General features: G+C 62.0%; 19 protein-coding genes. 13 read left to right on the forward strand and 6 right to left on the reverse strand.

All coding sequences use genetic code 11. The features are described from left to right. Positions 1-72 precede the first annotated feature (72 nt). Positions 73-1,281, forward strand: coding sequence for an acyl-CoA dehydrogenase family protein (locus OIU37_RS33140; RefSeq protein WP_264259925.1), 1,209 nt, complete (start codon positions 73-75; stop codon positions 1,279-1,281). A gap of 87 nt (positions 1,282-1,368) precedes the next feature. On the opposite strand, the gene OIU37_RS33145 is transcribed toward OIU37_RS33140, so the two are convergent. Beyond that, on the reverse strand, positions 1,369-2,586 hold the full coding sequence (locus OIU37_RS33145; RefSeq protein ID WP_264259926.1) for an SfnB family sulfur acquisition oxidoreductase: 1,218 nt from the start codon (positions 2,584-2,586) through the stop codon (positions 1,369-1,371). Positions 2,587-2,907: 321 nt separating this feature from the next. Here OIU37_RS33145 and OIU37_RS33150 point away from each other — a divergent pair, with 321 nt between their 5' ends. Next, positions 2,908-4,245, forward strand: a complete 1,338-nt coding sequence (locus OIU37_RS33150) for an LLM class flavin-dependent oxidoreductase (protein WP_264259927.1) — start codon at positions 2,908-2,910, stop codon at positions 4,243-4,245. Between the two features lie 62 nt (positions 4,246-4,307). On the opposite strand, the gene OIU37_RS33155 is transcribed toward OIU37_RS33150, so the two are convergent. Beyond that, a complete protein-coding gene (locus OIU37_RS33155; RefSeq protein WP_180695535.1) occupies positions 4,308-5,351 on the reverse strand; it encodes a substrate-binding domain-containing protein in 1,044 nt (347 codons plus the stop codon). Positions 5,352-5,566: 215 nt separating this feature from the next. Here OIU37_RS33155 and OIU37_RS33160 point away from each other — a divergent pair, with 215 nt between their 5' ends. From OIU37_RS33160 to OIU37_RS33185, 6 genes are all read left to right on the forward strand, one after another. Continuing rightward, entirely contained in the window at positions 5,567-6,601 is a 1,035-nt protein-coding gene (locus OIU37_RS33160) for a Gfo/Idh/MocA family protein (protein WP_264259928.1), read from the forward strand. 11 nt (positions 6,602-6,612) lie between these two features. Further along, complete coding sequence (locus OIU37_RS33165) at positions 6,613-7,515, forward strand: sugar phosphate isomerase/epimerase (RefSeq protein WP_264259929.1); 903 nt, start codon at positions 6,613-6,615, stop codon at positions 7,513-7,515. A 62-nt stretch (positions 7,516-7,577) separates the two neighbouring features. Continuing rightward, positions 7,578-8,810: a sugar ABC transporter substrate-binding protein gene (locus OIU37_RS33170; RefSeq protein WP_264259930.1), complete on the forward strand. Its 1,233-nt coding sequence runs from the start codon at positions 7,578-7,580 to the stop codon at positions 8,808-8,810. A 177-nt stretch (positions 8,811-8,987) separates the two neighbouring features. Further along, entirely contained in the window at positions 8,988-9,890 is a 903-nt protein-coding gene (locus tag OIU37_RS33175; protein WP_171605223.1) for a carbohydrate ABC transporter permease, read from the forward strand. Beyond that, a complete protein-coding gene (locus OIU37_RS33180) occupies positions 9,887-10,714 on the forward strand; it encodes a carbohydrate ABC transporter permease (protein ID WP_171605224.1) in 828 nt (275 codons plus the stop codon). The genes OIU37_RS33175 and OIU37_RS33180 overlap by 4 nt, the downstream gene beginning before the upstream one ends. After that, positions 10,711-11,781, forward strand: a complete 1,071-nt coding sequence (locus OIU37_RS33185; RefSeq protein ID WP_171605225.1) for an ABC transporter ATP-binding protein — start codon at positions 10,711-10,713, stop codon at positions 11,779-11,781. The genes OIU37_RS33180 and OIU37_RS33185 overlap by 4 nt, the downstream gene beginning before the upstream one ends. Before the next feature lie 2 nt (positions 11,782-11,783). Here the strand turns inward: OIU37_RS33185 and OIU37_RS33190 are convergent, their stop codons facing one another. From OIU37_RS33190 to OIU37_RS33205, 4 genes are all read right to left on the reverse strand, one after another. Beyond that, positions 11,784-12,284, reverse strand: a complete 501-nt coding sequence (locus OIU37_RS33190; protein ID WP_264259931.1) for a nuclear transport factor 2 family protein — start codon at positions 12,282-12,284, stop codon at positions 11,784-11,786. Positions 12,285-12,329: 45 nt separating this feature from the next. Next, complete coding sequence (locus OIU37_RS33195) at positions 12,330-12,854, reverse strand: nuclear transport factor 2 family protein (RefSeq protein ID WP_264259932.1); 525 nt, start codon at positions 12,852-12,854, stop codon at positions 12,330-12,332. A gap of 20 nt (positions 12,855-12,874) precedes the next feature. Continuing rightward, positions 12,875-13,837: an alpha/beta hydrolase gene (locus tag OIU37_RS33200; RefSeq protein WP_264259933.1), complete on the reverse strand. Its 963-nt coding sequence runs from the start codon at positions 13,835-13,837 to the stop codon at positions 12,875-12,877. Between the two features lie 127 nt (positions 13,838-13,964). Then, entirely contained in the window at positions 13,965-14,714 is a 750-nt protein-coding gene (locus tag OIU37_RS33205; RefSeq protein ID WP_264259934.1) for an AraC family transcriptional regulator, read from the reverse strand. 325 nt (positions 14,715-15,039) lie between these two features. Here OIU37_RS33205 and pehA point away from each other — a divergent pair, with 325 nt between their 5' ends. The 5 genes from pehA to OIU37_RS33230 all read left to right on the forward strand — a co-directional run bounded on the left by pehA (position 15,040) and on the right by OIU37_RS33230 (position 21,376). Beyond that, on the forward strand, positions 15,040-16,584 hold the full coding sequence (gene pehA, locus OIU37_RS33210; RefSeq protein WP_182211091.1) for a phosphoric/sulfuric ester hydrolase PehA: 1,545 nt from the start codon (positions 15,040-15,042) through the stop codon (positions 16,582-16,584). A 34-nt stretch (positions 16,585-16,618) separates the two neighbouring features. After that, entirely contained in the window at positions 16,619-18,253 is a 1,635-nt protein-coding gene (locus tag OIU37_RS33215) for an ABC transporter substrate-binding protein (RefSeq protein WP_027667137.1), read from the forward strand. A gap of 190 nt (positions 18,254-18,443) precedes the next feature. Then, the gene (locus OIU37_RS33220; RefSeq protein WP_264259935.1) at positions 18,444-19,451 is read left to right on the forward strand and encodes an ABC transporter ATP-binding protein; all 1,008 of its coding nucleotides are present in this window, start codon (positions 18,444-18,446) and stop codon (positions 19,449-19,451) included. Continuing rightward, positions 19,442-20,443 carry an ABC transporter ATP-binding protein gene (locus OIU37_RS33225; protein WP_264259936.1) on the forward strand — a complete coding sequence of 334 codons (1,002 nt, stop codon included), beginning with the start codon at positions 19,442-19,444 and terminating at the stop codon, positions 20,441-20,443. Before OIU37_RS33220 ends, OIU37_RS33225 begins: the two co-directional genes overlap by 10 nt. 3 nt (positions 20,444-20,446) lie before the next feature. Then, positions 20,447-21,376, forward strand: coding sequence for an ABC transporter permease (locus OIU37_RS33230; protein WP_264259937.1), 930 nt, complete (start codon positions 20,447-20,449; stop codon positions 21,374-21,376). Positions 21,377-21,454: the final 78 nt, after the last annotated feature.

Genomic DNA, 21,454 nt, shown 5'->3' on the forward strand with positions numbered 1-21,454 from the left:
ACTTCGATCCTTCCGGCGGAAGCCTCTCTGCGGCTCCGCCGGATCATCTTTTGGAGAATTGGAGTTCCGCCCATGAGCCAATCCAATGTCATCTTCGCGGCCAGCCGCAACCCGACGCGAGAAGACCTCTTTGCCCGTGCCGAGGAGATCTCTGCCGACCTTTCGCGGCGCGCCGCAGACCTCGACCGCGAAGGCCGTCCACCGCTCGCCGAGATCGTCAAATTGAAGAATGCCGGGCTGCTCAATGCGCTGCATCCCCGCGAGATCGGCGGCGGTGGCCTCGATTGGGTCGACGGGCTGAGGCTGGTGCGCATTCTCGCCCGCGGCGAGAGCTCGATCGGCCAGCTGCTCGGCTACCACTACGTCAATAGCCAGTACATCTATTGGGCCCTCGATGCGTCGCGCGCCCATGCGCTGGGCAGCGATACGGTCGCCAGGAACCTCTATTGGGGGGCGGCCGTCAATCCGCGTGATCCCGGGCTGGTGCTCACCCGTCGCGGCAACGGCTATGTGCTGAACGGACGCAAGTCCTTCTCCACGGCGGCTCGGGTTTCCGACTATATCAATGCCAATGCGACGCTCGACGACAAGATCGCCGGTTTCGCCGTGCCGACCAATCGTCAAGGTTACGTCGCCAACGACGACTGGGACAATATCGGCCAGCGCCTGTCGGACAGCGGTAGCGTCGAATTTCATGATTTCCCCGTCTACGAGGAGGATTTCGTCGGCGCGCCGGCTGCACCCGATGTGGTGCCGCCGGTTCTGTCGACCTTCAATACGCCGTTCATCCAACTGGTCTTCGTCAATTTCTATCTCGGCACCGCGGAAGGCGCGCTGCAGGCGGCCGTCGATTACGTCCGCAACACGACCCGGCCATGGATCACCTCGGGTGTCGAGCGGGCGGCGGACGATCCTTATATTCTCGAGCGGGTCGGCGAATTCACCGCCGCACTGAAAGCTTCGGCAGCCCTTGCCGACAGTGCGGCATCAGCCGTGCAGGCGGGCCTTGCCCGCGGCCGCGATGTGACGACGCGCGAGCGCGGCGAGGCGGCGGCGGAAGCCTATGCCGCCAAGGTCCACGCCACTCATGTTTCGCTCGACATCACCTCGCGCGTCTTCGAGCTGACGGGCGCACGCTCAACGGCCGACAAATACCGCTTCGACCGGTTCTGGCGCAATGTCCGCACCCATACGCTGCACGATCCGGTTTTCTACAAGGCGAAGGAAGTCGGTGAATTCGTGCTGAACGACAAGATACCAGAGGTCAGCCTCTATAGCTGAGGCGGCCATCTTTCATCGAAAGCAAAAACCCCACTGCCGGCATCGGCGGTGGGGGTTTTCGGTTGAAAGAGGGGAAGATTTCAGATTTCAGAGCGCGCCGTTCTTCGGCGGCGTTACGCCGTTCAAATGGTAGTTGCCGACGACGTGATATTTCCAACGCACGGGATCGTGCAGCGTATGGGTGCGGGCATTGCGCCAGTGGCGGTCGAGGTTGAGGCCTGTTTGTACCGACGAGGTTCCGGCAAGCTCGAAAAGCGTGTTCGAAGCCTCGATCGCCACCTCTGTCGTCAGCACCTTGGCGGCGGCAACCGCAAGTGTGGCCGCGATCACCTTTTCCTCCGTCGTCTCGACCTGTGCGGCATCGACCTTGTGCCCGGCGCGCTCCACGAGAGCCGTTGCCGCCTCCAGGCGAATGGCGATCTGGCCGACCTTGGCGATCGTCAGCGGATCGTCTGAGGCACGCTCAAGGCCGCTATCCATCCAGGGGCGCGATTTCGTCCTGACGAACTCCAGCGTTTCGGCAAAGGCCGCTCGCGCGATACCGAGGTCGACGCCGGCATGGATGATCTGACCAACGGAGCCGATCGTCGTCGGCCGCTCGAAGCCCTTATGATGGAAGACCACGGAATCGGCGCTAACATAGACATTGTCGAGGATCGTCGTGCCGCTGCCGGTGGTGCGCTGGCCAAAACCGTCCCAGTCGTCGACGATCTCGACACCTTCGGTGCCCTTCGGCACGAAGGCCATGGTCAACCGATCCTCCGGATCGAGCGCGAAGATGGTGATCCAGTCGGCGAAGAGGACGCCGGTCGAATAGAATTTGCGGCCGTTGATCCGATAACCGGGACCGTCGCGGGTGATGCGCGTATTGTAGTGGCCGACCGTCTTGGTGCCGCGCTCGGATAGCGCATTTCCGAAACGATCGCCGGCCAGCACGCGGCCGAAGAAATAGCGCTGCTGCTCCTCGCCGCCGTCGGTTCTGAGCGCCTCGAGGATATAGAAATGGTTCTGCGGGATCTGGCCGATCGAACCGTCCGCCTCAGACAGGATCGCGGTGATCTCGGCAAGCACGGCGTTGGAAACGTCAAGCCCGCCATATTGCGCCGGCACGGTGATCGCCAGAAGGCCGGACTGGGCGAGAAGATCGAGTTCGCTAAATGGCAGGATCCGGTCGGCGTCGCGCTCGGCGGCACGTGCGGCGAATTGCGCCGCCAGTCTGCGGGCGGTGGCGATCGCCTCATCATCGCTGCCGATACGGTCGGCCACGGGCCGGATCTGATCTGCTTGCCTCAGCACGGTGTTCATCGATGTCTCCGATTCTGACGAGCCTATCGGTGAAAGAAATTGAGCGTCGAGATAAGAGCACAAATTCTATAGATGCGATAGAAAATAAAAAGTGTTTGCTTATCAGGCTTCGACCGCCCCGTTTAGTGTTGCGGTCCGACACTCATGCGACGAGGTCGCCTGGAAGCGATAAAATTCCTGCCCAGAACTGGCGCTCCCGGTCTCGTTTTGACGACGGCGACCTCCTACGTAACCGATGTCAGGTGCGTCAGCGCGCCGGTTGCAGAAAGAACGCTCAATGCGGGGCAGGGCGGCCGCCTTGCCCGATCCATGAGGAAAATCATGACACGTTCACGGCAGTTGCGCCTCGGCGCTTTCATGCGTCCCGTCAGCCTGCATACCGGCGCCTGGCGCTATCCCGGTTCCTATCCCGACGCCAACTTCAATTTCGCCCATCTGAAGTCCTTCGCGCAGACGTTGGAGCGGGCGAAATTCGACGCCTTCTTTATGGCCGATCACCTTGCCGTGCTCAACATGCCGGTCGAGGCGCTCAGGCGCAGCCACACCGTGACCTCCTTCGAGCCCTTCACGCTGCTCTCGGCGCTGGCAGCGGTGACGGAGCGCATCGGCCTCGTCGCCACGGCCTCCACCACCTTCGACGAGCCCTATCACATCGCCCGGCGTTTCGCCTCGCTCGACCATATCAGCGGCGGCCGCGCCGGCTGGAACATCGTCACGACATCGAACCCTGATGCCGCGCTCAATTTCGGCCTCGACGAACATGTAGAGCATGGCGAACGGTATCATCGCGCCCGGGAATTCTATGATGTGGTCACCGGGCTCTGGGATAGTTTCGCCGACGATGCCTTCATCCGCGACCGGGAAAGCGGCCTGTTCTTCGATCCGGAAAAGATGCATGTGCTCGGCCACAAGGGCGAGGAGCTGAGCGTGCGCGGGCCGCTCAATATTGCCCGGCCGCCGCAGGGCTGGCCTGTCATCGTCCAGGCCGGCCAGTCGGACCCCGGCCGCCAGCTTGCCGCCGAGACCGCGGAGATGGTCTTCTGTTCGCCGCGCGATCTGGCCGCCGGCAAGGCGCTCTATGCCGATATCAAGGGCCGCATGGAAGCCAACGGCCGCAACCGTGACCATCTGAAGATCCTGCCCGCCGCCTTCATCATCGTCGGCGACAGCATCGACGAGGCACGTGCCAAACGCGCCACCCTCGACAGCCTGGTGCATTACGACAGCGCCATCGCTTCGCTTTCGATCGCACTCGGCCATGACGCTTCGGGCTTCGATCCCGACGCGCCGCTGCCGGCCGATATTCCCGACACCAATGCCAGCAAGACCGGCCGCGCCCAGGTGCTGAAGCTTGCCGCGGAAGAAAATCTGACGGTGCGGCAGCTGGCACAGCGCTACGGCGGCTATGCCGGCCTCGCCTTCGTCGGCACGCCGGCCAGCATCGCCGACGAGATGGAGCGCTGGCTTGACGAGGAGGGTTCGGACGGTTTCAACATCGTCTTCCCCTATCTGCCGCAGGGTCTCACCGACGTCACCGAACGGCTGGTTCCCGAATTGCAGCGCCGCGGCCTATTCCGCAGCGAATACGAGGGCACGACGCTACGCGAACATCTCGGATTGCCGCGGCCGGAGAACCGGTTCTTCCCTGCTGGCACATGAAGCGTCGCTACCGCTGGAATGGACGGGCCACGCTTCCGCTTCCGGAAGCAAACCCATAGCGCTCAAGCTGTAACCCGGACCTGAAACGCGTCGCTTTCGCCCGGCATCAGTTCGAGGGGCCAGATGATGTTGCGCTCGCCTCCCGGATAGAAATCTCGATAGGCCGGCATGTTGGCGAGAAGCATCCGGCCGAGCGCGACGCCGAGATCGTAGAGTGACATGCGAAAGCAACTGAGCGAGGGCTGCAGGAAACGTGCGCGCGGAGCGTCGCGGAAGCCGATCACCGCAAGGTCGCGGCCGGGCATGACGCCCGATTCCATCAGGCGGCGGTAAAGGCCGATCGCCATCAGCTCGTAGATCAGGATCACCGCCGTCGGCCGCTCTTCGAGCAGCAGCAGCTCATGGGCCGCCTGATAGCCGCCCTGTTCACTCGACTTGACGCGGATGACGAGTGAGGAGTCGAAGGCAATATCGTGCCGCTCGAGCGCCCGGCGATAGCTTTCGATAAAGAGATAGCCGAGGTTGACCTCGCTCGACGGCGCGGTGATCGCGATCCGGCGGTGGCCCAGCGCGATCAGCCGCTCGACGGCGTGGTCGGCCACGCCCTCGAAATCGAGATCGATCCATGGAGAATTGCTGGCCGAAAGGCTGCGGCCAAGCGCGACGAAGGGGATCTTCGCCCGTGACAGAAAGTCGATGCGCCGGTCGACGCGCTGCGTGTCCGAGATGATCATCGCATCGACGATACGACGCGCCACCATCCGCTTCAGATATTCGTACGGGTCCTCATCGCTCGGGCAGGGCAGCATGAGGAGGTCGAGCTTGTGGCGGGCAAAGACGCTCTGCAGGCCGCTGGTGACGCCGAGGAAGAAGTTGTCGGCATTCTCGACCGTCTCCTTGCTGGATTCGATCATCAACCCGATGACCTTCGTCTCTCCCTGCCGCAGGCTCCGCCCAGACTGGTTCGCGACATAGCCGAGCTCCTCGGCCGCAGCCAGCACGCGCCGGCGAGTCTCCTCGTTGACATCGGGCTTGCCGTTCAGCGCGCGGGAGACCGTGCCGATCGAGATATTCAGGTGTTCGGCAAGCTGGCGAATTCCCTTCATCGCTGACGATTTTCCCGGGAGCATGATGCCGAAAAGTGTGCGCGGTTTTCGGACAACATCATGCTCCATTTCTATAATTCAGATCCGTCCGGATCTGGGCCCGTAATTTCCCATTTGCCGTCTATTGACACCGCAAAATGTTTTCGCCTACAGTCGTAAACGTTTACGGAGTGCGTGTCACGAGGAGAGTTGACACCATTCCCCTGGAGGAAATCGTGAAATTCAGTGCCATTCTGTGCGGGTGCGGAGCTATGTCCAAAGGTTGGTTGCGAGCCATTGCTTCCAACCCTCTGCTGGCCGATACCATCACCATCGTCGGCCTCGTCGACCTGAACCGGGAGACGGCGGAGAAGCTCGCCGCGGAATGCGGCCTTGAAGGCGCCGTCATCGGTTCGGACTTGTCCGACGTCATCGCGGCCACAAAGGCCGACTTGGTCTTCGACATCGTCATTCCGGCCGCGCGCTACGAAGTCGTTTCCACCGCACTCAAGGCCGGTTGCCATGTGCTCAGCGAAAAGCCGATGGCGGCCTCGCTTGCCGAGGGCGCCGCGCTGATCGATCTCGCCGCCGAGACCAGCTGCATCCACGCCGTCATCCAGAATCGTCGCTTCATATCAGGCGTCAGGCGCCTGCGCCGTTTCGTCGACAGCGGCGCGATCGGCGAATTGACCGGCATCCATTGCGACTTCTTCCTGGCGCCGCATTTCGGCGGCTTCCGCGAAGAAATGGACAACGTTCTGCTTCTCGACATGGCGATCCACACCTTCGATGCTGCCCGTTACGTCGCCGACAGGAAGCCGCTTGCCGTCTATTGCGTCGAGCGCAATCCGAAGGGTTCGTGGTACCGCCACGGGGCCTCGGCCAATGCCATCTTCGAATTTTCCGACGACATCGTCTTCACCTATCGCGGCTCCTGGTGCGCCGAAGGCGAGCGCACCAGCTGGGAAAGCCAGTGGCGCCTCGTCGGCTCGAAGGGAATGCTCACCTGGGATGGCGAAGAGAATTTCAAGGCGACTGTTGCGGGCGAAGAGCCGGGCCTTTTGCATGGCTCTGCTGCCGTAAACGTTCCCGGGCCGGAACACGACGAGGAAACCCATGGCCATGCCAGCGTCATCGCCGATTTCATCGCGGCGATCAGCACCGGCAAGCAGCCAGAGACGGTTAATTCCGACAATATCAGAAGCCTTGCCATGGTCTTCGGCGCGATTGAAAGCGCCAAGACGGGCAGGCGCGTCGAAATTTCAGCATAGGATCAAGTGACGTGAGCAACCCTGCAAAATCCATTCGTATCGGCACCATGGTCAGCGGCAACAAAGGCGATGCCGCAAACCGCATCGGCGAGATCGCCGACATGGGCTTCGAAAGCTTCGAACCTTTCTTCTGGCAGACGACGAAGGGCCAGGACCTTGCCGAACTCGGCAAGCGCTGCCTCGATGCGATCGGTGACCGCGACGTCACCATCTCGACGCTCGGCATGTTCGGCAATCCGCTGGAAGAGACCGCAATCGACCTCGAGACGCTGCAGGGCTGGAAGGATTGCATCGACAATGCCCATCATTTCGGCGCCACCTGCGTTGCCGGCTTCACCGGCCGCATCCGCGGCAAGCCGCTAACCGACAGCCTGCCTCGCTACAAACAGATCTGGAGCGAGCTTGCCAAGCGTGCTGCCGACAAGGGCGTCAAGATCGCCTTCGAGAATTGCGCCATGGATGGCAACTGGGCAAGCGGCGACTGGAACATCGCCCACAATCCCGATGCCTGGGAACTGATTTTCAACGAGACGCCGGATGATAATATCGGGCTGGAGTGGGAACCGTGCCATCAGATGGTTTATCTGATCGACCCTTTGCCGCAGATCCGCAAATGGGCGCACAAGTTCTTCCACGTCCACGGCAAGGACGCGACCATCCGCTGGGAAGTCATCAAGGAACACGGCATCTTCGGCAAGGAAAAGTTCGTCTTCATGCGCACGCCGGGCTTCGGCGACAGCAACTGGACCGACATCATTTCCGAGCTGCGCCTTGCCGGCTGGTCGGGCTCGATCGATATCGAAGGCTGGCACGACCCGGTCTATCGCGATGCGCTTGAAATGACCGGCCAGGTCTATGCGCTGAACCACCTCAAGCATGCCCGGGGCGGCGAATTCGTCGTCGATCCGATCTGATGATATCGTGGCCGGCAAGGAGGAATTGCCGGAAACGGGGATAACCACAAAGGAGGAGAACCATGGCTATCCGCAAATATGCAATTCTGGGCGCTCTCGCGCTTGCAGGCGTTTCGCTCACCGGCCTTTCGGCCAAGGCCGAGGACGTCACGCTGACGCTCTGGTCGCTGGACAGGGACATCCAGCCGGCGCCGAATCTCGTCAAGGAATTCAATGCCCAGAACAACGGCATCAAGATCGAATATCGGCTGATCCAGTTCGACGACGTCGTCACCGAGGCGATGCGCGCCTATGCGACCGGCCAGGCGCCCGATATCATCGCCGTCGACAATCCGGAGCATGCGCTGTTCTCGTCGCGCGGCGCCTTCCTTGATCTCACTGACATGATCGCCAAGTCGACCGTTATCAAGCCGGAGAACTACTTTCCGGGGCCGCTGAAATCGGTCGAGTGGGACGGCAAGTATTTTGGCGTGCCGAAGGCGACCAACACGATCGCGCTCTACTACAACAAGGACATGTTCAAGGCGAAGGGCCTCGATCCGAACAGGCCGCCGCAGACCTGGGACGAGCTCGTCGAGGATGCGCGCAAGCTGACCGATCCCGCCAAGAACGTCTACGGTCTCGCCTTCTCGGCCAAAGCCAACGAGGAGGGCACTTTCCAGTTCCTTCCCTGGGCCCAGATGGGCGGCGGCAGCTATGAAAACATCAATGCCGACGGCGCGGTGAAGGCGCTCGAGGTCTGGAAGACGATCATGGACGAGAAGCTCGCTTCTCCCGATACACTGACGCGCGGCCAGTGGGATTCGACCGGCACCTTCAACTCAGGCAATGCGGCAATGGCGATCTCGGGTCCCTGGGAGCTCGACCGCATGAGCCAGGAAGCGAAGTTCGACTGGGGCGTCACCCTGCTTCCGGTCCCGAAGGAAGGGGCTGAACGCTCGTCGGCCATGGGCGACTTCAACTGGGCGATCTTCGCCACCAGCAAACATCCGGCCGAAGCCTTCAAGGCGCTCGAATTTTTCGCCTCGCAAGACGACAAGATGTTCAAGAATTTCGGCCAGCTTCCGGCGCGTTCCGACATCTCGATCCCCGAGACCGGCCAGCCGCTGAAGGATGCCGCCCTCAAGGTCTTCCTCGAACAGCTGAAATACGCCAAGCCGCGCGGCCCGCATCCGCAATGGCCGAAGATCTCCAAGGCGATTCAGGACGCCATCCAGGCGGCACTCACCGGCCAGATGAGCCCCAAAGACGCGCTCGACCAGGCAGCCGACAAGATCAAGGCAGTACTAGGCTGATCATTGGCTGCGAGCGAGCCGCTTGCTCCCTCTTCTCCCCCGGCGGGGAGAAGAGGAACCCGGAAGCAACGCGTCTTTTAACCGGATGAACCTCGGTTCATCTCATCATTTCCTCCCGGCAGGGGCCGTCTTCCGCATCATGCGCCAGGCGGCCCCGTTCGGAGCATCGGAGGACGCATGAAAAGGATCCTGATGAGCGTCAGGGACGGTCGCGGTTTCGATATCGTGCTGGTCGCCTTCCCGCTCAGCTTTCTGTTCCTGATGGCGGGGCTGCCGCTGATCTACAATGTCGTGATGAGCTTCCAGGAGGTCGACATGTTCAGCCTCGGCACCTTCTCGCGTCCCTTCGTCGGCTTCAAGAATTATACCGACCTCTTCGCGCAGCCAGAAACGCTGCCGATCCTCTATAATACCGTCATCTTCGTCACCGGCTCCATCGCCGGCCAGTTCCTGATCGGCTTCGGCCTGGCGCTGTTCTTCTGGGTCAATTTTCCCGGCGCCTCATGGATGCGCGGCCTGTTCCTCGTCTCCTGGGTCATGCCTGGCCTCGTTGTCGGCGCCATCTGGAACTGGATTCTCTCAGGCGATTTCGGCGTGCTGAACTTCATCCTGAAAGAAAGCGGCATCATCTCCGGCAACATCTTCTGGCGCTCGGACCCGCATTATTCGCTCTATGCCGTCATCATCGCCAATATCTGGCTCGGCACCTCGTTCAACATGATCCTGCTCTCCGTCGGCCTCGCCGGCATTCCTGCCGATCTCTTTGAGGCGGCCGAACTCGACGGCGCCAATGTCTGGCAGCGCTTCTGGACGATCACGCTGCCAATGATGCGCTCGACCATCGGTGCCATCATCGCACTCGGCCTGATCTTCACCCTGCAGCAGTTCGATCTTTTCGCCGCGATCACGTCGGGCGGGCCGAACAATTCGTCGAATGTCACGCAATACTGGGCCTGGGATCTCTCCTTCCGCCAATACGACTTCGCCAAGGGCGCGACGATCTCCGTCATCATGATCGTCTTCGTCATGTTCGCGTCGGTCGTCTATGTCCGGTCCACGCGCCACGAGGTGCGCGGATGAATACGACGAACCGCGACCGCCTGATGCTCGCCATATCGATCGTCATGGCGGCGATCTATCTCTTCCCGCTCTACTGGATGTACATCACCGCGCTGAAAAGCGGCTCGGAGATGTTCGCGACGCCGCCGAGCTTCTGGCCGGCGGCACCCCAATGGGGCACCTATGCCGCTGTCTGGGAAAGCCGCAATATGGGCCGCTACCTCTGGAACTCGCTGGTCATCGCTCTCGGCTCCGTCGCGCTCATCACGCTGCTCGGCGTCGGCTGCGCTTATGTGCTCGCCAGATACCGCAACGTCTGGGTGGATATCGGCCTGTTCCTGATCCTGATGCTGCAGGTCCTGCCGGCATCGCTGATGATCACGCCGATCTTCGTCGGCTTCTCGCAGATCGGTCTGCTTTCCACTCCGCGCCTTGCCGTCATCATCGCGGTCGCGGCAAAGAGCATGCCCTTCTTCGTCATCCTGGTGCGCGCCACCTTCATGAGCGTTCCCCAGGAACTGGAGGAAGCGGCACTCGTCGACGGCAATTCACGCGTCGGCGCCTTCTTCAACATCGTGCTGCCACTCGCCCGCAACGGCATCCTGGTCAGCGCCATCCTGATCTTCATGCAGGCCTTCGGCGAATTCGTCTATTCGAAGTCGATGATCCAGGCGGCCGAGCTTCAGCCGGCAAGCGTCGGCCTCAACTCCTTCATGGGGCCGAACACCAACGAGTGGAACAACATCATGGCCTACGCCACGATGTATGTGACACCAATCCTCGCCATCTTCGTTCTCTTGCAGCGCCGCATCGTATCCGGCCTCACCTCTGGAGCCCTCAAATGACCACGCAGATCGAGCTCAGCGGCGTCAACAAATATTACGGCGCCTTCCACGCCCTGAAGAACATCGACCTTTCGATCGCCAAGGGCACCTTTGTCGCACTTGTCGGCCCGTCGGGCTGCGGCAAGTCCACGCTGCTGCGCTCACTTGCCGGCCTCGAAAGCATTTCGTCGGGCGATCTCAGGATCGCCGGCGAGCTGATGAACGGCGTGCCGCCGCGCAAGCGCGACGTCGCGATGGTCTTCCAGTCCTATGCGCTCTATCCGCATATGACGGTCGAGGAGAACCTGACCTACAGCCTGCGCATCCGCGGCATTGCCAAGGCAGAGGCCAAAAAGGCCGCCGAGGACGTGGCGGCGACGACAGGTCTTTCGCATCTCCTGAAGCGCTATCCGCGCGAGCTTTCCGGTGGTCAGCGCCAGCGCGTCGCCATGAGCCGCGCCATCATCCGCCATCCCAAGGCCTTCCTGTTCGACGAGCCGCTGTCCAACCTCGACGCCGCACTCCGCGTCCACATGCGTAAGGAAATCCGGTCGCTGCACGACCGGCTGCACGCAACCTTCGTCTACGTCACGCACGACCAGGTCGAAGCGATGACGATGGCCGACCATGTGGTGGTGATGCGCGATGGCATCATCGAACAGCAGGGTGCGCCACTGGACCTCTACGACCGCCCGGCAAACCGCTTCGTCGCCGGTTTCATCGGTTCGCCGGCCATGAATTTCATTCCCGCGATTGCCGCGGAAGGCGGCAAGAGCCTTATCCTGGATTTCGGCGCAGTGAAGCAGACGCTTGCGATCACCCGCGCCATCGAGCCTGGGCGTAAGCTCATCGCCGGCATCCGGCCGGAGCATATCGGCGTCGTCGAGCCTGGACATGGCAGCTTCGATGTGCCGATCGCCTTCGTCGAATCGACCGGCTCGTCAACCTTCATCGTCGCAGAGACCCAGCCGGAACTGACGATCGTCGAGACGCGCCGCGACAGGGTCAAGGCAGGAGATATGATCGGACTTTCGGTCGATCCGGACCAAATCCATCTCTTCGACGCGTCGACGAATCACCTGGTATAAGCTCATTCGAGCAGCCGGTCGGGCAGGGGTTTCAGCGGGTAGGCCTGCCAGAAGAAGGTGTCGGCGGCCGCCTGATCATAGGAGAAGTTGCGCGCCTCTTTGATCTTGCCGTTCTCGATGCGGAAGGCGAGCACCCAGATGGTGTCGACATTGGCCAGGCCGTCTCGTCCCGACCAGCCGCGATGCATGTCGATCACCCAGTACTCGTCGGCCGTCAACGCGATCAGCTCGGCGCGGAAACCGGCCTTGCCCAGCTGCTGGAAGAATGCCGCCACTTCTTCCTTGCCGCGTTTGACGCCGGCCAGCGGATGATGGCCGGGAATGTGCCATTCGATATCGTCGGCGAAGAACGCGGCGACACGGCTCATGTCGCCGCTGCCGTAGGCGGCGTAGTAGTCGGTGATGACCTTGCGGTTTTCTTCCGGGCTTGCGGCCATGACGGTTCCTCCGGAAAAGAGTGCGACTGAAACGAAGAGTGCTCGAACGAGCGATGGTCTGCGCATGCGGATCTCCTTGAAGGTATATTGGAATGAGAGTGGCAGGCCGGATCAGCCCGGCTGCCCGGCGCGTTCCGCGGCCCTGTTGACCAGAGTCCGGTCGCCGGTCTCGTGGGCGGGCGTCATCACCAGCCGGGAGACTTTCCAGGTGCCGTCGATCTTGGTGAGGTCATATCGATAATGTCCCATCAGTACCCAGCTCTCCGCGCCGATCCGATGGACTGCCTGGAAATCGGCCTCGGCCACCGCTGTCGGGCCGGCACTTTCGATGATGGCGTGGTTGCTGACGAGATGCAGCGTGCGATCGAAGCCCGGCAGAAAGGCAGACCATTGCCGGATGACGGCTTCGGCCGGCTGGGTGGTCGGCTCGCCGCCCCAGAGGCCGGTGTAATCCAGCGTCACCGTGTCGGCGAAGGCGCCGCGCACGCGGTCCCACTGGTGGCGGTCGGCGCCAGCGGCAATGTCGGTAATGGCATCGATGATGGCCACCCGGTCGTCTGGACCGATCGGCTCGGCCCTGGTGGTGAACGAGGCCAGCAAGACGCCGGCGGCAACTGTGAGTAGGAGGGTTTTCATCGTCATTTCCTTCCCAGGCATCAGGAGCCTTCGTTGATCCGTTCGAAATGGGCAGCCGCGGCATCGGCCGCCCGCCTGACATCCTCGGGATTGTCGTAGAAATCGAACTGGGTGACACCGTCGAGCCAGATCTCGGAGGCATCGCCACGCAGGCGCGTGAAAAAGGCATGCGCGCCTTGCGGGACGGCCGCTGCTTCCGAGTGGACGATCAGCGTCGGCTTGTCGAGCCGGTCACCGATGGCAACCGCGTCATAGGTCAGCCAAGGCTCCCAGGAGGCGAGATTGAACTTATTGTCATATTGCGGGATGAGGCCTCGGCTGGACTCGGTGTAATAGGGGATCTGGTACATCAGCGCGGTGCTGTCGTCGGCGCTTGCGGCAACGATCACCCGAGGCTGGCCGCTGCGCTCGGCTTCCTCAGCCTCGCGGGACGTGGCGATCAGCCTGGAGACGCCGTCCGCACCGCCATAGATCCGCTCGACGATCGCCTTGTCATGCAGCCAAGGCGCCACCAGCGATATGGCGGTGAAATCGGGATTGCCCGAAGCCGCCGCCGCCATATAACCGGCCGAGGCGCAGATGCCGAGACCGGCGATCTTGCCGGCATCGATTTCCGGCAAGGTTGCCATGAAGTCGGCCGCCGCCACGATATCATCGGTCTTGGCCGCCGGATCCTCCTTGAAACGGATATTGCCGCCAGACTGGCCCCAGCCGCGGAAATCGAAGGCGAGGGCAATGAAGCCGCGCTCGGCCATCTCCTCCGCGTAAAGGCCGGACATCTGCTCCTTGATCGAGGTCCAGGCGCCAGTCACCAGAACGCCGGGGCGCTTTTCGCCCGGCTTGTAGTCGGCCGGGAGATAGAGCGTGCCGGCAAGCGTCACTCCCTCGTTCTGGAAGGAGACGGGACGCGTCTCGATGCCGGCCGCAAAAGCCGTCGAATGCAGCAGGGCTGCCCCAATTGCAGAAAGGGTCGATAGTCTCATCGAAGATTTCCTCGCCGTCACCGCCGGTTTAATCAGGTACGAGGAGGAGTTTCGCAGCATCGGCGCGCAGGCGCCGGAGCGATACTTGGCATTTATTATGTGTTTATTGTCATTCTGGGTCGGAGCGCTATCGTCTGCGAAACGCTGCCGGCGTGAGCCCTGTACTGCGCCTGAAATGCCGACCGAAGCGGGACACGTCGTCATAACCCACGCGGATGGCGACGGCGGCAACCGGAACGCCCGTGGTCCTGAGCAGCACCTTGGCCCGTTCCATTCGCTCACGGATGACATATTGTAGCGGCGACGTGCCGAGCGCCGCGGTGAAGATGCGCACGAAATGGAACCGGCTCATTGCCGCCTCGGAAGCCATGTCGTCAAGGGAAAGATCCTCGGCAAGATTGTCATGGATATATGCCAGTGCACGGCGCAGCCGCCGGTCCTCGACCCCAATGGATGACAGCGGGGCAGGCGAGAGCAGCTGAGCTAAATGCGCTGCAACCGCAAGGTGCATCGTATCGCGATAGAGGGATTGCGGTGCATCCCGAAGAGAGGCCGCGTGACGGACGAATTGAACCAGCAGCGGATCGAGGCTGCCGACGACGGGATTGAAGACGGCCCTGTCGAAACCGACATCCTTGAGCAAGGCGTCCGACAGATCCACTCTCAGAAACGAGAGCTTATCGTCATATTCGCAGGTGCCCGACGAACCGGCCGGCAGAATCCAGCCGTCGCCGGCACGCAGCGGCACGACCCGCTTACGATCGGAACCGACGGCGATGCGGTGCCGGGCCTGATCAACCAGAAATAAGCCGATGGCCAGCCGGGGAATCGCGAACGCACCACCGCCAGCAGGCAGATCCAGCCTGCCCGCCGTCAACCAATCTCCGCTCGAAACTCCTCGCGGTCCGCTCATGGGACAAATCTAATTTGTCACGCCGGGAATTCAACCATGCAGATTTCGGCTGCCTTGGCGCCGGAAAGCAATTGTTATTAGCCGCAAGACGAAGAAAGCCCGATAGCGAGAGCCGGGGAGCCGCCTCACGCGGTGAACGGCTGTTGTGTCGCAAGTATTACAATTTTATGACGCCCATGGAATAAACGCGAAGAAACCCACGATCCGTTCAATGTCATGGAACGTTGAAAAAGTGGTCATCGCGCTGCAATAATCGAGGTTCAAACAGCCCCGCACAAATGGGGGCTCCATGCGAAAGAAAAACGTTCTCCTCATCGTCGTTGACCAATGGCGAGCCGATTTCGTTCCGCACGTTCTGCGTGCCGACGGGAAAAACGATTTCCTGAAGACGCCTAATCTCGACCGGCTCTGTCGCGAGGGCGTGACCTTTAGGAACCATGTGACGACCTGCGTTCCCTGCGGCCCGGCCCGTGCGAGCCTGCTCACCGGCCTCTATCTGATGAACCATCGCGCCGTGCAGAACACGGTGCCGCTCGACCAGCGCCACCTCAACCTCGGCAAGGCGTTGCGCGGCGTCGGCTACGACCCGGCGCTGATCGGCTATACGACGACGGTGCCGGATCCGCGCACCACTTCGCCAAACGATCCGCGCTTCAGGGTGCTTGGCGACTTGATGGACGGCTTCCATCCAGTCGGCGCCTTCGAGCCCAATATGGAGGGTTATTTCGGCTGGGTGGCACAGAACGGCTTCGAGCTGCCGGAGCATCGTCCTGATATCTGGCTGCCCGAGGGCGAAGATGCCGTTGCCGGTGCCACCGACCGTCCGTCACGCATTCCGAAGGAATTTTCGGACTCGACCTTCTTCACCGAGCGGGCGCTGACCTATCTCAAGGGCCGCGACGGCAAGCCCTTCTTCCTGCATCTCGGTTATTACCGGCCGCATCCGCCCTTCGTCGCCTCTGCTCCCTATCATGCCATGTACCGGCCGGAAGACATGCCGGCGCCAATCCGCGCGTCCAACCCGGACACCGAGGCTGCACAACATCCGTTGATGAAATTCTATGTCGACAGCATCCGCCGCGGCTCCTTCTTCCAGGGCGCCGAAGGGTCAGGTGCGACGCTCGACGAAGCGGAACTGCGCCAGATGCGCGCAACCTATTGCGGCCTGATCACCGAGGTCGACGATTGCCTTGGCCGGGTCTTTAACTATCTCGATGAGACCGGACAGTGGGACGATACGCTGATCATCTTCACCAGCGACCACGGCGAGCAGCTCGGCGATCATCACCTGCTCGGCAAGATCGGCTACAACGATCCGAGCTTCCGCATTCCGCTGGTCATCAAGGACGCCGGCGAAAATGCACGCGCCGGTGCGATCGAAAGCGGCTTCACCGAGAGCATCGACCTCATGCCGACCATTCTCGACTGGCTCGGCGGAAAGATCCCGCACGCCTGTGACGGCCTGTCGCTGCTGCCCTTCCTGAGCGAGGGCCGGCCGCAGGATTGGCGTACCGAATTGCACTACGAATACGACTTCCGCGATGTCTATTATTCCGAGCCGCAGAGTTTCCTCGGCCTCGGCATGAATGATTGCAGCCTCTGCGTCATCCAGGACGAGCGATACAAATACGTTCATTTCGCAGCGCTGCCGCCGCTGTTCTTCGATCTGCAGCACGATCCGAACGAATTCACCAATCTCGCCGACGATCCGGCCTATGCCGCGCTCGTGCGGGACTATGCGCAGAAGGCGCTCTCCTGGCGCCTGAAACATGCCGACAGAACCCTGACCCATTATCGCTCCGGCCCCGAAGGCCTGATCGAACGCAGCCATTGATCCGACTTACCAGAGAACCCAAGGAGATATTCCCATGGTCACCTTCACCCGTCGCGGTGCTCTCGGCCTTGCCACCGGCGTCGCCAGCTCGCTGATCCTGCCGCGCTTTTCCATCGCCCAGGCCGACAACCGTCCTTCGATCACCATCGCCGTCCAGAAGATCTCGAACTCGAACACGCTGGATACGTTGCGCGAACAGTCGAATGTCGGCCAGCGCATCTTCAATTCGTCGCTGTGGGAAAGCCTGATCGGCCTCGACTGGCTCGGCAACCTCTCGGCCGTTCCGTCGCTCGCCACCGAATGGCGCCGTATCGACGACAAGACAGTCGAGCTGAAACTGCGCCAGGGCGTCAAATTCCACAATGGCGACGAGATGACGGCCGAAGACGTCGCCTTCTCCTTCAGCAAGGAACGCATGTTCGGCGATACGCAGCCGAGCACCGGCAAGACGATCTTCGTCACCGAAAAGAACCCGCTCGGCCGCGAAAGCAAGGAACTGCCGGTCGAAATTCCGGCCGTCGCCCGCCGTATCTGGCCAGCCCTGCTCGGCATCGAAATCGTCGACAAATATACCGTCCGCTTCGTCAACGGTTCGCCTGACGTGACGATGGAAGGCCGCATCTCAGTTGCCGCCAGCGCCATCGCCAATCGCCGCGGCTGGGATGAGGCAAAGAGCTATCTCGACTGGGCCCGCGCGCCGATCACCACCGGTCCCTACCGCGTCGCTGAGTTCAAGCCGGACACCTACCTGATCTACGAAGCGCATGACGAATATTGGGGCGGCCGTCCTCCGGTGAAGCAGATCCGCTTCGTCGAAGTTCCGGAAGTCGCCTCGCGCGTCAATGGCCTGCTGTCCGGCGAATATCACCTCGCCAGCGACATCCCGCCGGACCAGATCGAAGGCATTGAAAAGAACGCTGCCTTCGAAGTCCAGGGCGGCATCATCACCAACCACCGGCTGACCGTGTTCGATAAGACCCATGCTCAGCTCGGTAACCCGCTGGTGCGCCGCGCCTTCACGCATGCCATCGACCGACAGGCGATCGTCGACTCGCTCTGGGCAGGCCGCACCCGCGTTCCGGCCGGCCTGCAGTGGGATTTCTATGGCGACATGCTGGTCAAGGATTGGACCGTGCCTGAATACAATCCTGATCTCGCCCGCCAGCTCCTCAAGGAAGCCAACTACAAGGGCGATCCGATCCCGTATCGCCTGCTGAACAACTATTATACCAACCAGACCCCGACGGCGCAGATCCTCGTCGAAATGTGGGCGCAGGTCGGCCTCAACGTGCAGATCGAGATGAAGGAAAACTGGCAGCAGATCCTCGAAAAGACGCCGACGCGCGCCGTCCGCGACTGGTCGAACTCCGCAAGCTTCCCCGATCCGGTTTCCTCGATCGTCGCACAGCACGGTCCGAACGGCCAGCAGCAACAGGTCGGCGAATGGACCAACGCCGAGATGAACACGCTGTCGACCTTCCTCGAGACCAGCACCGATCGCGCCAAGCGCCATGACGCTTTCGCCCGCATGCTGCAGATCTGCGAGCGCGAAGACCCCGCCTATACCGTTCTCCACCAGAACGCCGTCTTCACCGCCAAGTCGAAGTCGATCAATTGGAAGGCCGCATCGGCCTTTGCCATGGACTTCCGCCAGGGCAATTGGTCCTGATCAAGATCTGACGACATCAGCGAGCCGGGGGAAACTCCGGCTCGCTGCCATTTGGTGCACCGGCTATCCGGAAACCAGGCAAGCCCGACAGGCACGAGCATGATGCCGAAAAGTGTGAGCGGTTTTCAGACGACATCATGCTCTCGTTCGGATCTGACGGCCGGCGGGAATGCAAGAAGGAGAGGCTGAAATGTCATTGGTCGAAATTTCCAATTTGAAGGTCGCGTTCAGCGGCGTCGAAGTCCTGCACGGCGTCGATCTGGCAATCGAGAAGGGCGAGGCGGTGGGTCTCGTCGGCGAATCCGGCTGCGGCAAGTCGGTCACCTGGCTGGCGGCACTCGGGCTCCTGCCTGGAAAGGCTTCCGTCTCCGGCAGTGTGCGTCTCGGCAGCGATCAACTGATCGGCGCGTCGCGCACGAAGCTCGAAAGTATACGCGGCGGCCGCATCGCCATGATCTTCCAGGATCCGTCGAGCTCGCTCAACCCTGTCATCCGCGCCGGGCGCCAGATCGCCGAAGCCGTCGAACTGCACCGCGGGCTGACCGGCAGGGCCGCCCGCAACGAGGCAGTCCGGCTGATGGAAATGGTCGGCATTCCCGACGCGGTGCGCCGTTTCGACAATTTTCCGCATGAATTTTCCGGTGGCCAGAACCAGCGGCTGATGATCGCCATGGCGCTCGCCGGAAATCCTGATCTGCTGATCGCCGATGAGCCGACGACGGCGCTGGACGCGACGATCCAGGCGCAGATCCTCGATCTTCTGATTTCGATCCGCGAGGAAACCGGCATGGCGATCGTCTTCATCAGTCATGATCTCGGGGCGGTGTCGCAGATCTGCGAGCGCGTCTGCGTCATGTATGCCGGCAACATTGTCGAGAAATGCCCGACGGAATCATTGTTCCGGTCGCCGCGCCATCCCTATACGCGCGGGTTATTCGATGCCATTCCGCGTATCGATGCCGGCCGCGACCGGCTGATACCGATCCCCGGCACCGTGCCGCAGCCCGGCCGGATGCCCGGCGGCTGCGCCTTTGCGCCGCGTTGCGGCCATGCCTCGGAACTCTGTCATAACAAGGTGCCGCCGCTCGTCGCACTTGACGACGACCGTGCAACCGCCTGCTTCCATCCGCTCAGTGACGGCGCCACCGCATCGAAACCGAACCTCATGCAGGCAGAGCAGGGAGTGGCATGGGCATGAGCGAACCTCAGCTGATCGAAGCCAACGACCTCGTCAAGACCTATACGATGCGCCGCGGCATGTTCGGAAAGCCGAGCCATGTCCGGGCGGTCGACGGCGTTTCGCTGTCGGTCGCACCGAAGACGACGCTCGGCATCGTCGGTGAATCCGGCTCAGGAAAATCGACGATGGGCCGACTGCTGCTCGGGCTCGAAGCTCCGACCGAAGGCAGCGTCCGCTTCGACGGGGAGGCGATGCCGGCACTCAGAACGCCGCGCTGGCGTAGCCTGAGGGCGCGCATGCAGCTCGTCTTCCAGGATCCGCTGGCAGCCCTTGACCGGCGCATCTCGATCGGCGCTCAGATCGGCGAACCGCTTGCCATCCATGCCGTCGGAAGCGAGGAGGGGCGGCGCGAACGTGTCGATGAACTGCTCGTCGCCGTCGGTCTTCGCCGCGATCAGGCGGAGCGTTATCCGCACGAGCTTTCGGGCGGCCAGCGCCAGCGCGTCGTCATTGCGCGCGCCATCGCCACCAATCCGGAGCTTCTGGTCTGCGACGAACCGGTCTCGGCTCTCGACGTCTCCATCCAGGCGCAGGTGATCAACCTGTTGCGCGACCTGCAGGAAAAGCGCGGCATCGCCATGGCTTTCATCAGCCATGACCTGAAGGTCGTACGCAACATCGCCGATCGAGTCGCGGTGATGTATCTCGGCCGGATCGTCGAGGAAGCAGCTTCGGAGGATATTTTCCGCAGCCCGTTGCATCCCTATACGCAGGCACTGGTCTCCAGCGTTCCGGTTCCCGGCACGGCGTTGCGCGACCGTATCATCCTGCAGGGAGAACCGCCGAACCCCGCTGCCCGGCCTGCCGGCTGCGCCTTTCATCCCCGCTGCGGCCATACGGTCGAGCGCTGTCGCGTCGAGACGCCTGAACTCGTCACCGTCGAGGCGGGCCGGAGAGCTGCCTGCCACCTCGTTGCGCCCGCACCCGCATCAACGCTCATGGAGAGCTGAGCCATGATCCGTTTCTTCCTGATAAGGGCGTTCCGCGCGCTGATGACCATCGTGCTGGTGGTCACCTTCGCCTTCGTCGTCCTTCGCCTTTCCGGCGACCCGGCCCTGACGATCATGGGGCCGGAAGCGCCGCCGGAGGCAATCCGCGCCTTCCGTGCCGCCTGGGGTCTCGATCAGCCGATCTGGGTGCAGTATCTGCGCTATTTCGGCGCGATCGCCCGCGGTGATCTCGGTATCTCGATGCGCGACGGCCAATCGGCAATCCAGCTCGTGCTCGACCGCATTCCGGCAACGCTGGAGCTGACGATCCCGGCCCTCATCCTTAAGCTGGTGATCGGCATTCCGGCTGGCGTCTACGCTGCCCTCCATCGCGACAGCTCGACCGACCGCGCCGTTATGGCGAGCGCGGTGGTCGGCTTCACCATGCCGAGCTTCGTGCTCGGCCTCGTGCTGGTGCTGATCTTCTCCGTCACGCTCGGCCTGCTGCCATCAGGCGGCCAGGACAGCTGGATGCATGCCATTTTGCCGATCATCACCATGAGCATCGGCGGTGCCGGCATTCTTGCCCGCTTTGCCCGAAGCGCGATGATCGAGGTGCTTGGCCAGCCCTATATCCGCACCGCCAGCGCCAAAGGCACTGCCTGGCGAAACGTCGTCTGGCGCCATGCGCTGCCGAATGCGGCGATCCCGATCGTGACGATCGCCGGCTTCATGGTCGGCACGCTGATCGCCGGCGCCGTCGTGGTGGAATCGCTGTTCTCCTGGCCAGGCGTCGGCCGGCTTCTCGTCGTCGCCGTCTCAAACCGCGATCTCGCCGTCGTCCAGTGCATTCTGTTGCTGGTGGCCGCGACCATGGTGTTTTCGAATTTCATCGTCGATATCCTTTACGGCTATCTCGACCCGCGTCTGCGCAGCAACCAGGCAAGGCATTAAGGAGCGGAGCCATGACAAATATCTCTGCTCTACCGGCGACCGTCATCCACGAAGTGCGCGCAACGAAGAAGCGCGGTG

This window comes from Rhizobium sp. BT-226 (genome assembly GCF_025847085.2).
Classification (GTDB): domain Bacteria; phylum Pseudomonadota; class Alphaproteobacteria; order Rhizobiales; family Rhizobiaceae; genus Rhizobium; species Rhizobium sophorae.

Bases quoted from the DNA above. Each gene is read 5' to 3' on its own strand.
- OIU37_RS33140 (WP_264259925.1), top strand. From the start codon at position 73: ATGAGCCAATCCAATGTCATCTTCGCGGCCAGCCGCAACCCGACGCGA.
- OIU37_RS33190 (WP_264259931.1), bottom strand. From the start codon at position 12,284: ATGCGCAGACCATCGCTCGTTCGAGCACTCTTCGTTTCAGTCGCACTC.
- OIU37_RS33155 (WP_180695535.1), bottom strand. From the start codon at position 5,351: ATGAAGGGAATTCGCCAGCTTGCCGAACACCTGAATATCTCGATCGGC.
- OIU37_RS33230 (WP_264259937.1), top strand. From the start codon at position 20,447: ATGATCCGTTTCTTCCTGATAAGGGCGTTCCGCGCGCTGATGACCATC.
- OIU37_RS33225 (WP_264259936.1), top strand. From the start codon at position 19,442: ATGGGCATGAGCGAACCTCAGCTGATCGAAGCCAACGACCTCGTCAAG.
- pehA (WP_182211091.1), top strand. From the start codon at position 15,040: ATGCGAAAGAAAAACGTTCTCCTCATCGTCGTTGACCAATGGCGAGCC.
- OIU37_RS33145 (WP_264259926.1), bottom strand. From the start codon at position 2,586: ATGAACACCGTGCTGAGGCAAGCAGATCAGATCCGGCCCGTGGCCGAC.
- OIU37_RS33170 (WP_264259930.1), top strand. From the start codon at position 7,578: ATGGCTATCCGCAAATATGCAATTCTGGGCGCTCTCGCGCTTGCAGGC.
- OIU37_RS33150 (WP_264259927.1), top strand. From the start codon at position 2,908: ATGACACGTTCACGGCAGTTGCGCCTCGGCGCTTTCATGCGTCCCGTC.
- OIU37_RS33220 (WP_264259935.1), top strand. From the start codon at position 18,444: ATGTCATTGGTCGAAATTTCCAATTTGAAGGTCGCGTTCAGCGGCGTC.
- OIU37_RS33200 (WP_264259933.1), bottom strand. From the start codon at position 13,837: ATGAGACTATCGACCCTTTCTGCAATTGGGGCAGCCCTGCTGCATTCG.
- OIU37_RS33195 (WP_264259932.1), bottom strand. From the start codon at position 12,854: ATGAAAACCCTCCTACTCACAGTTGCCGCCGGCGTCTTGCTGGCCTCG.
- OIU37_RS33215 (WP_027667137.1), top strand. From the start codon at position 16,619: ATGGTCACCTTCACCCGTCGCGGTGCTCTCGGCCTTGCCACCGGCGTC.
- OIU37_RS33180 (WP_171605224.1), top strand. From the start codon at position 9,887: ATGAATACGACGAACCGCGACCGCCTGATGCTCGCCATATCGATCGTC.
- OIU37_RS33185 (WP_171605225.1), top strand. From the start codon at position 10,711: ATGACCACGCAGATCGAGCTCAGCGGCGTCAACAAATATTACGGCGCC.
- OIU37_RS33175 (WP_171605223.1), top strand. From the start codon at position 8,988: ATGAAAAGGATCCTGATGAGCGTCAGGGACGGTCGCGGTTTCGATATC.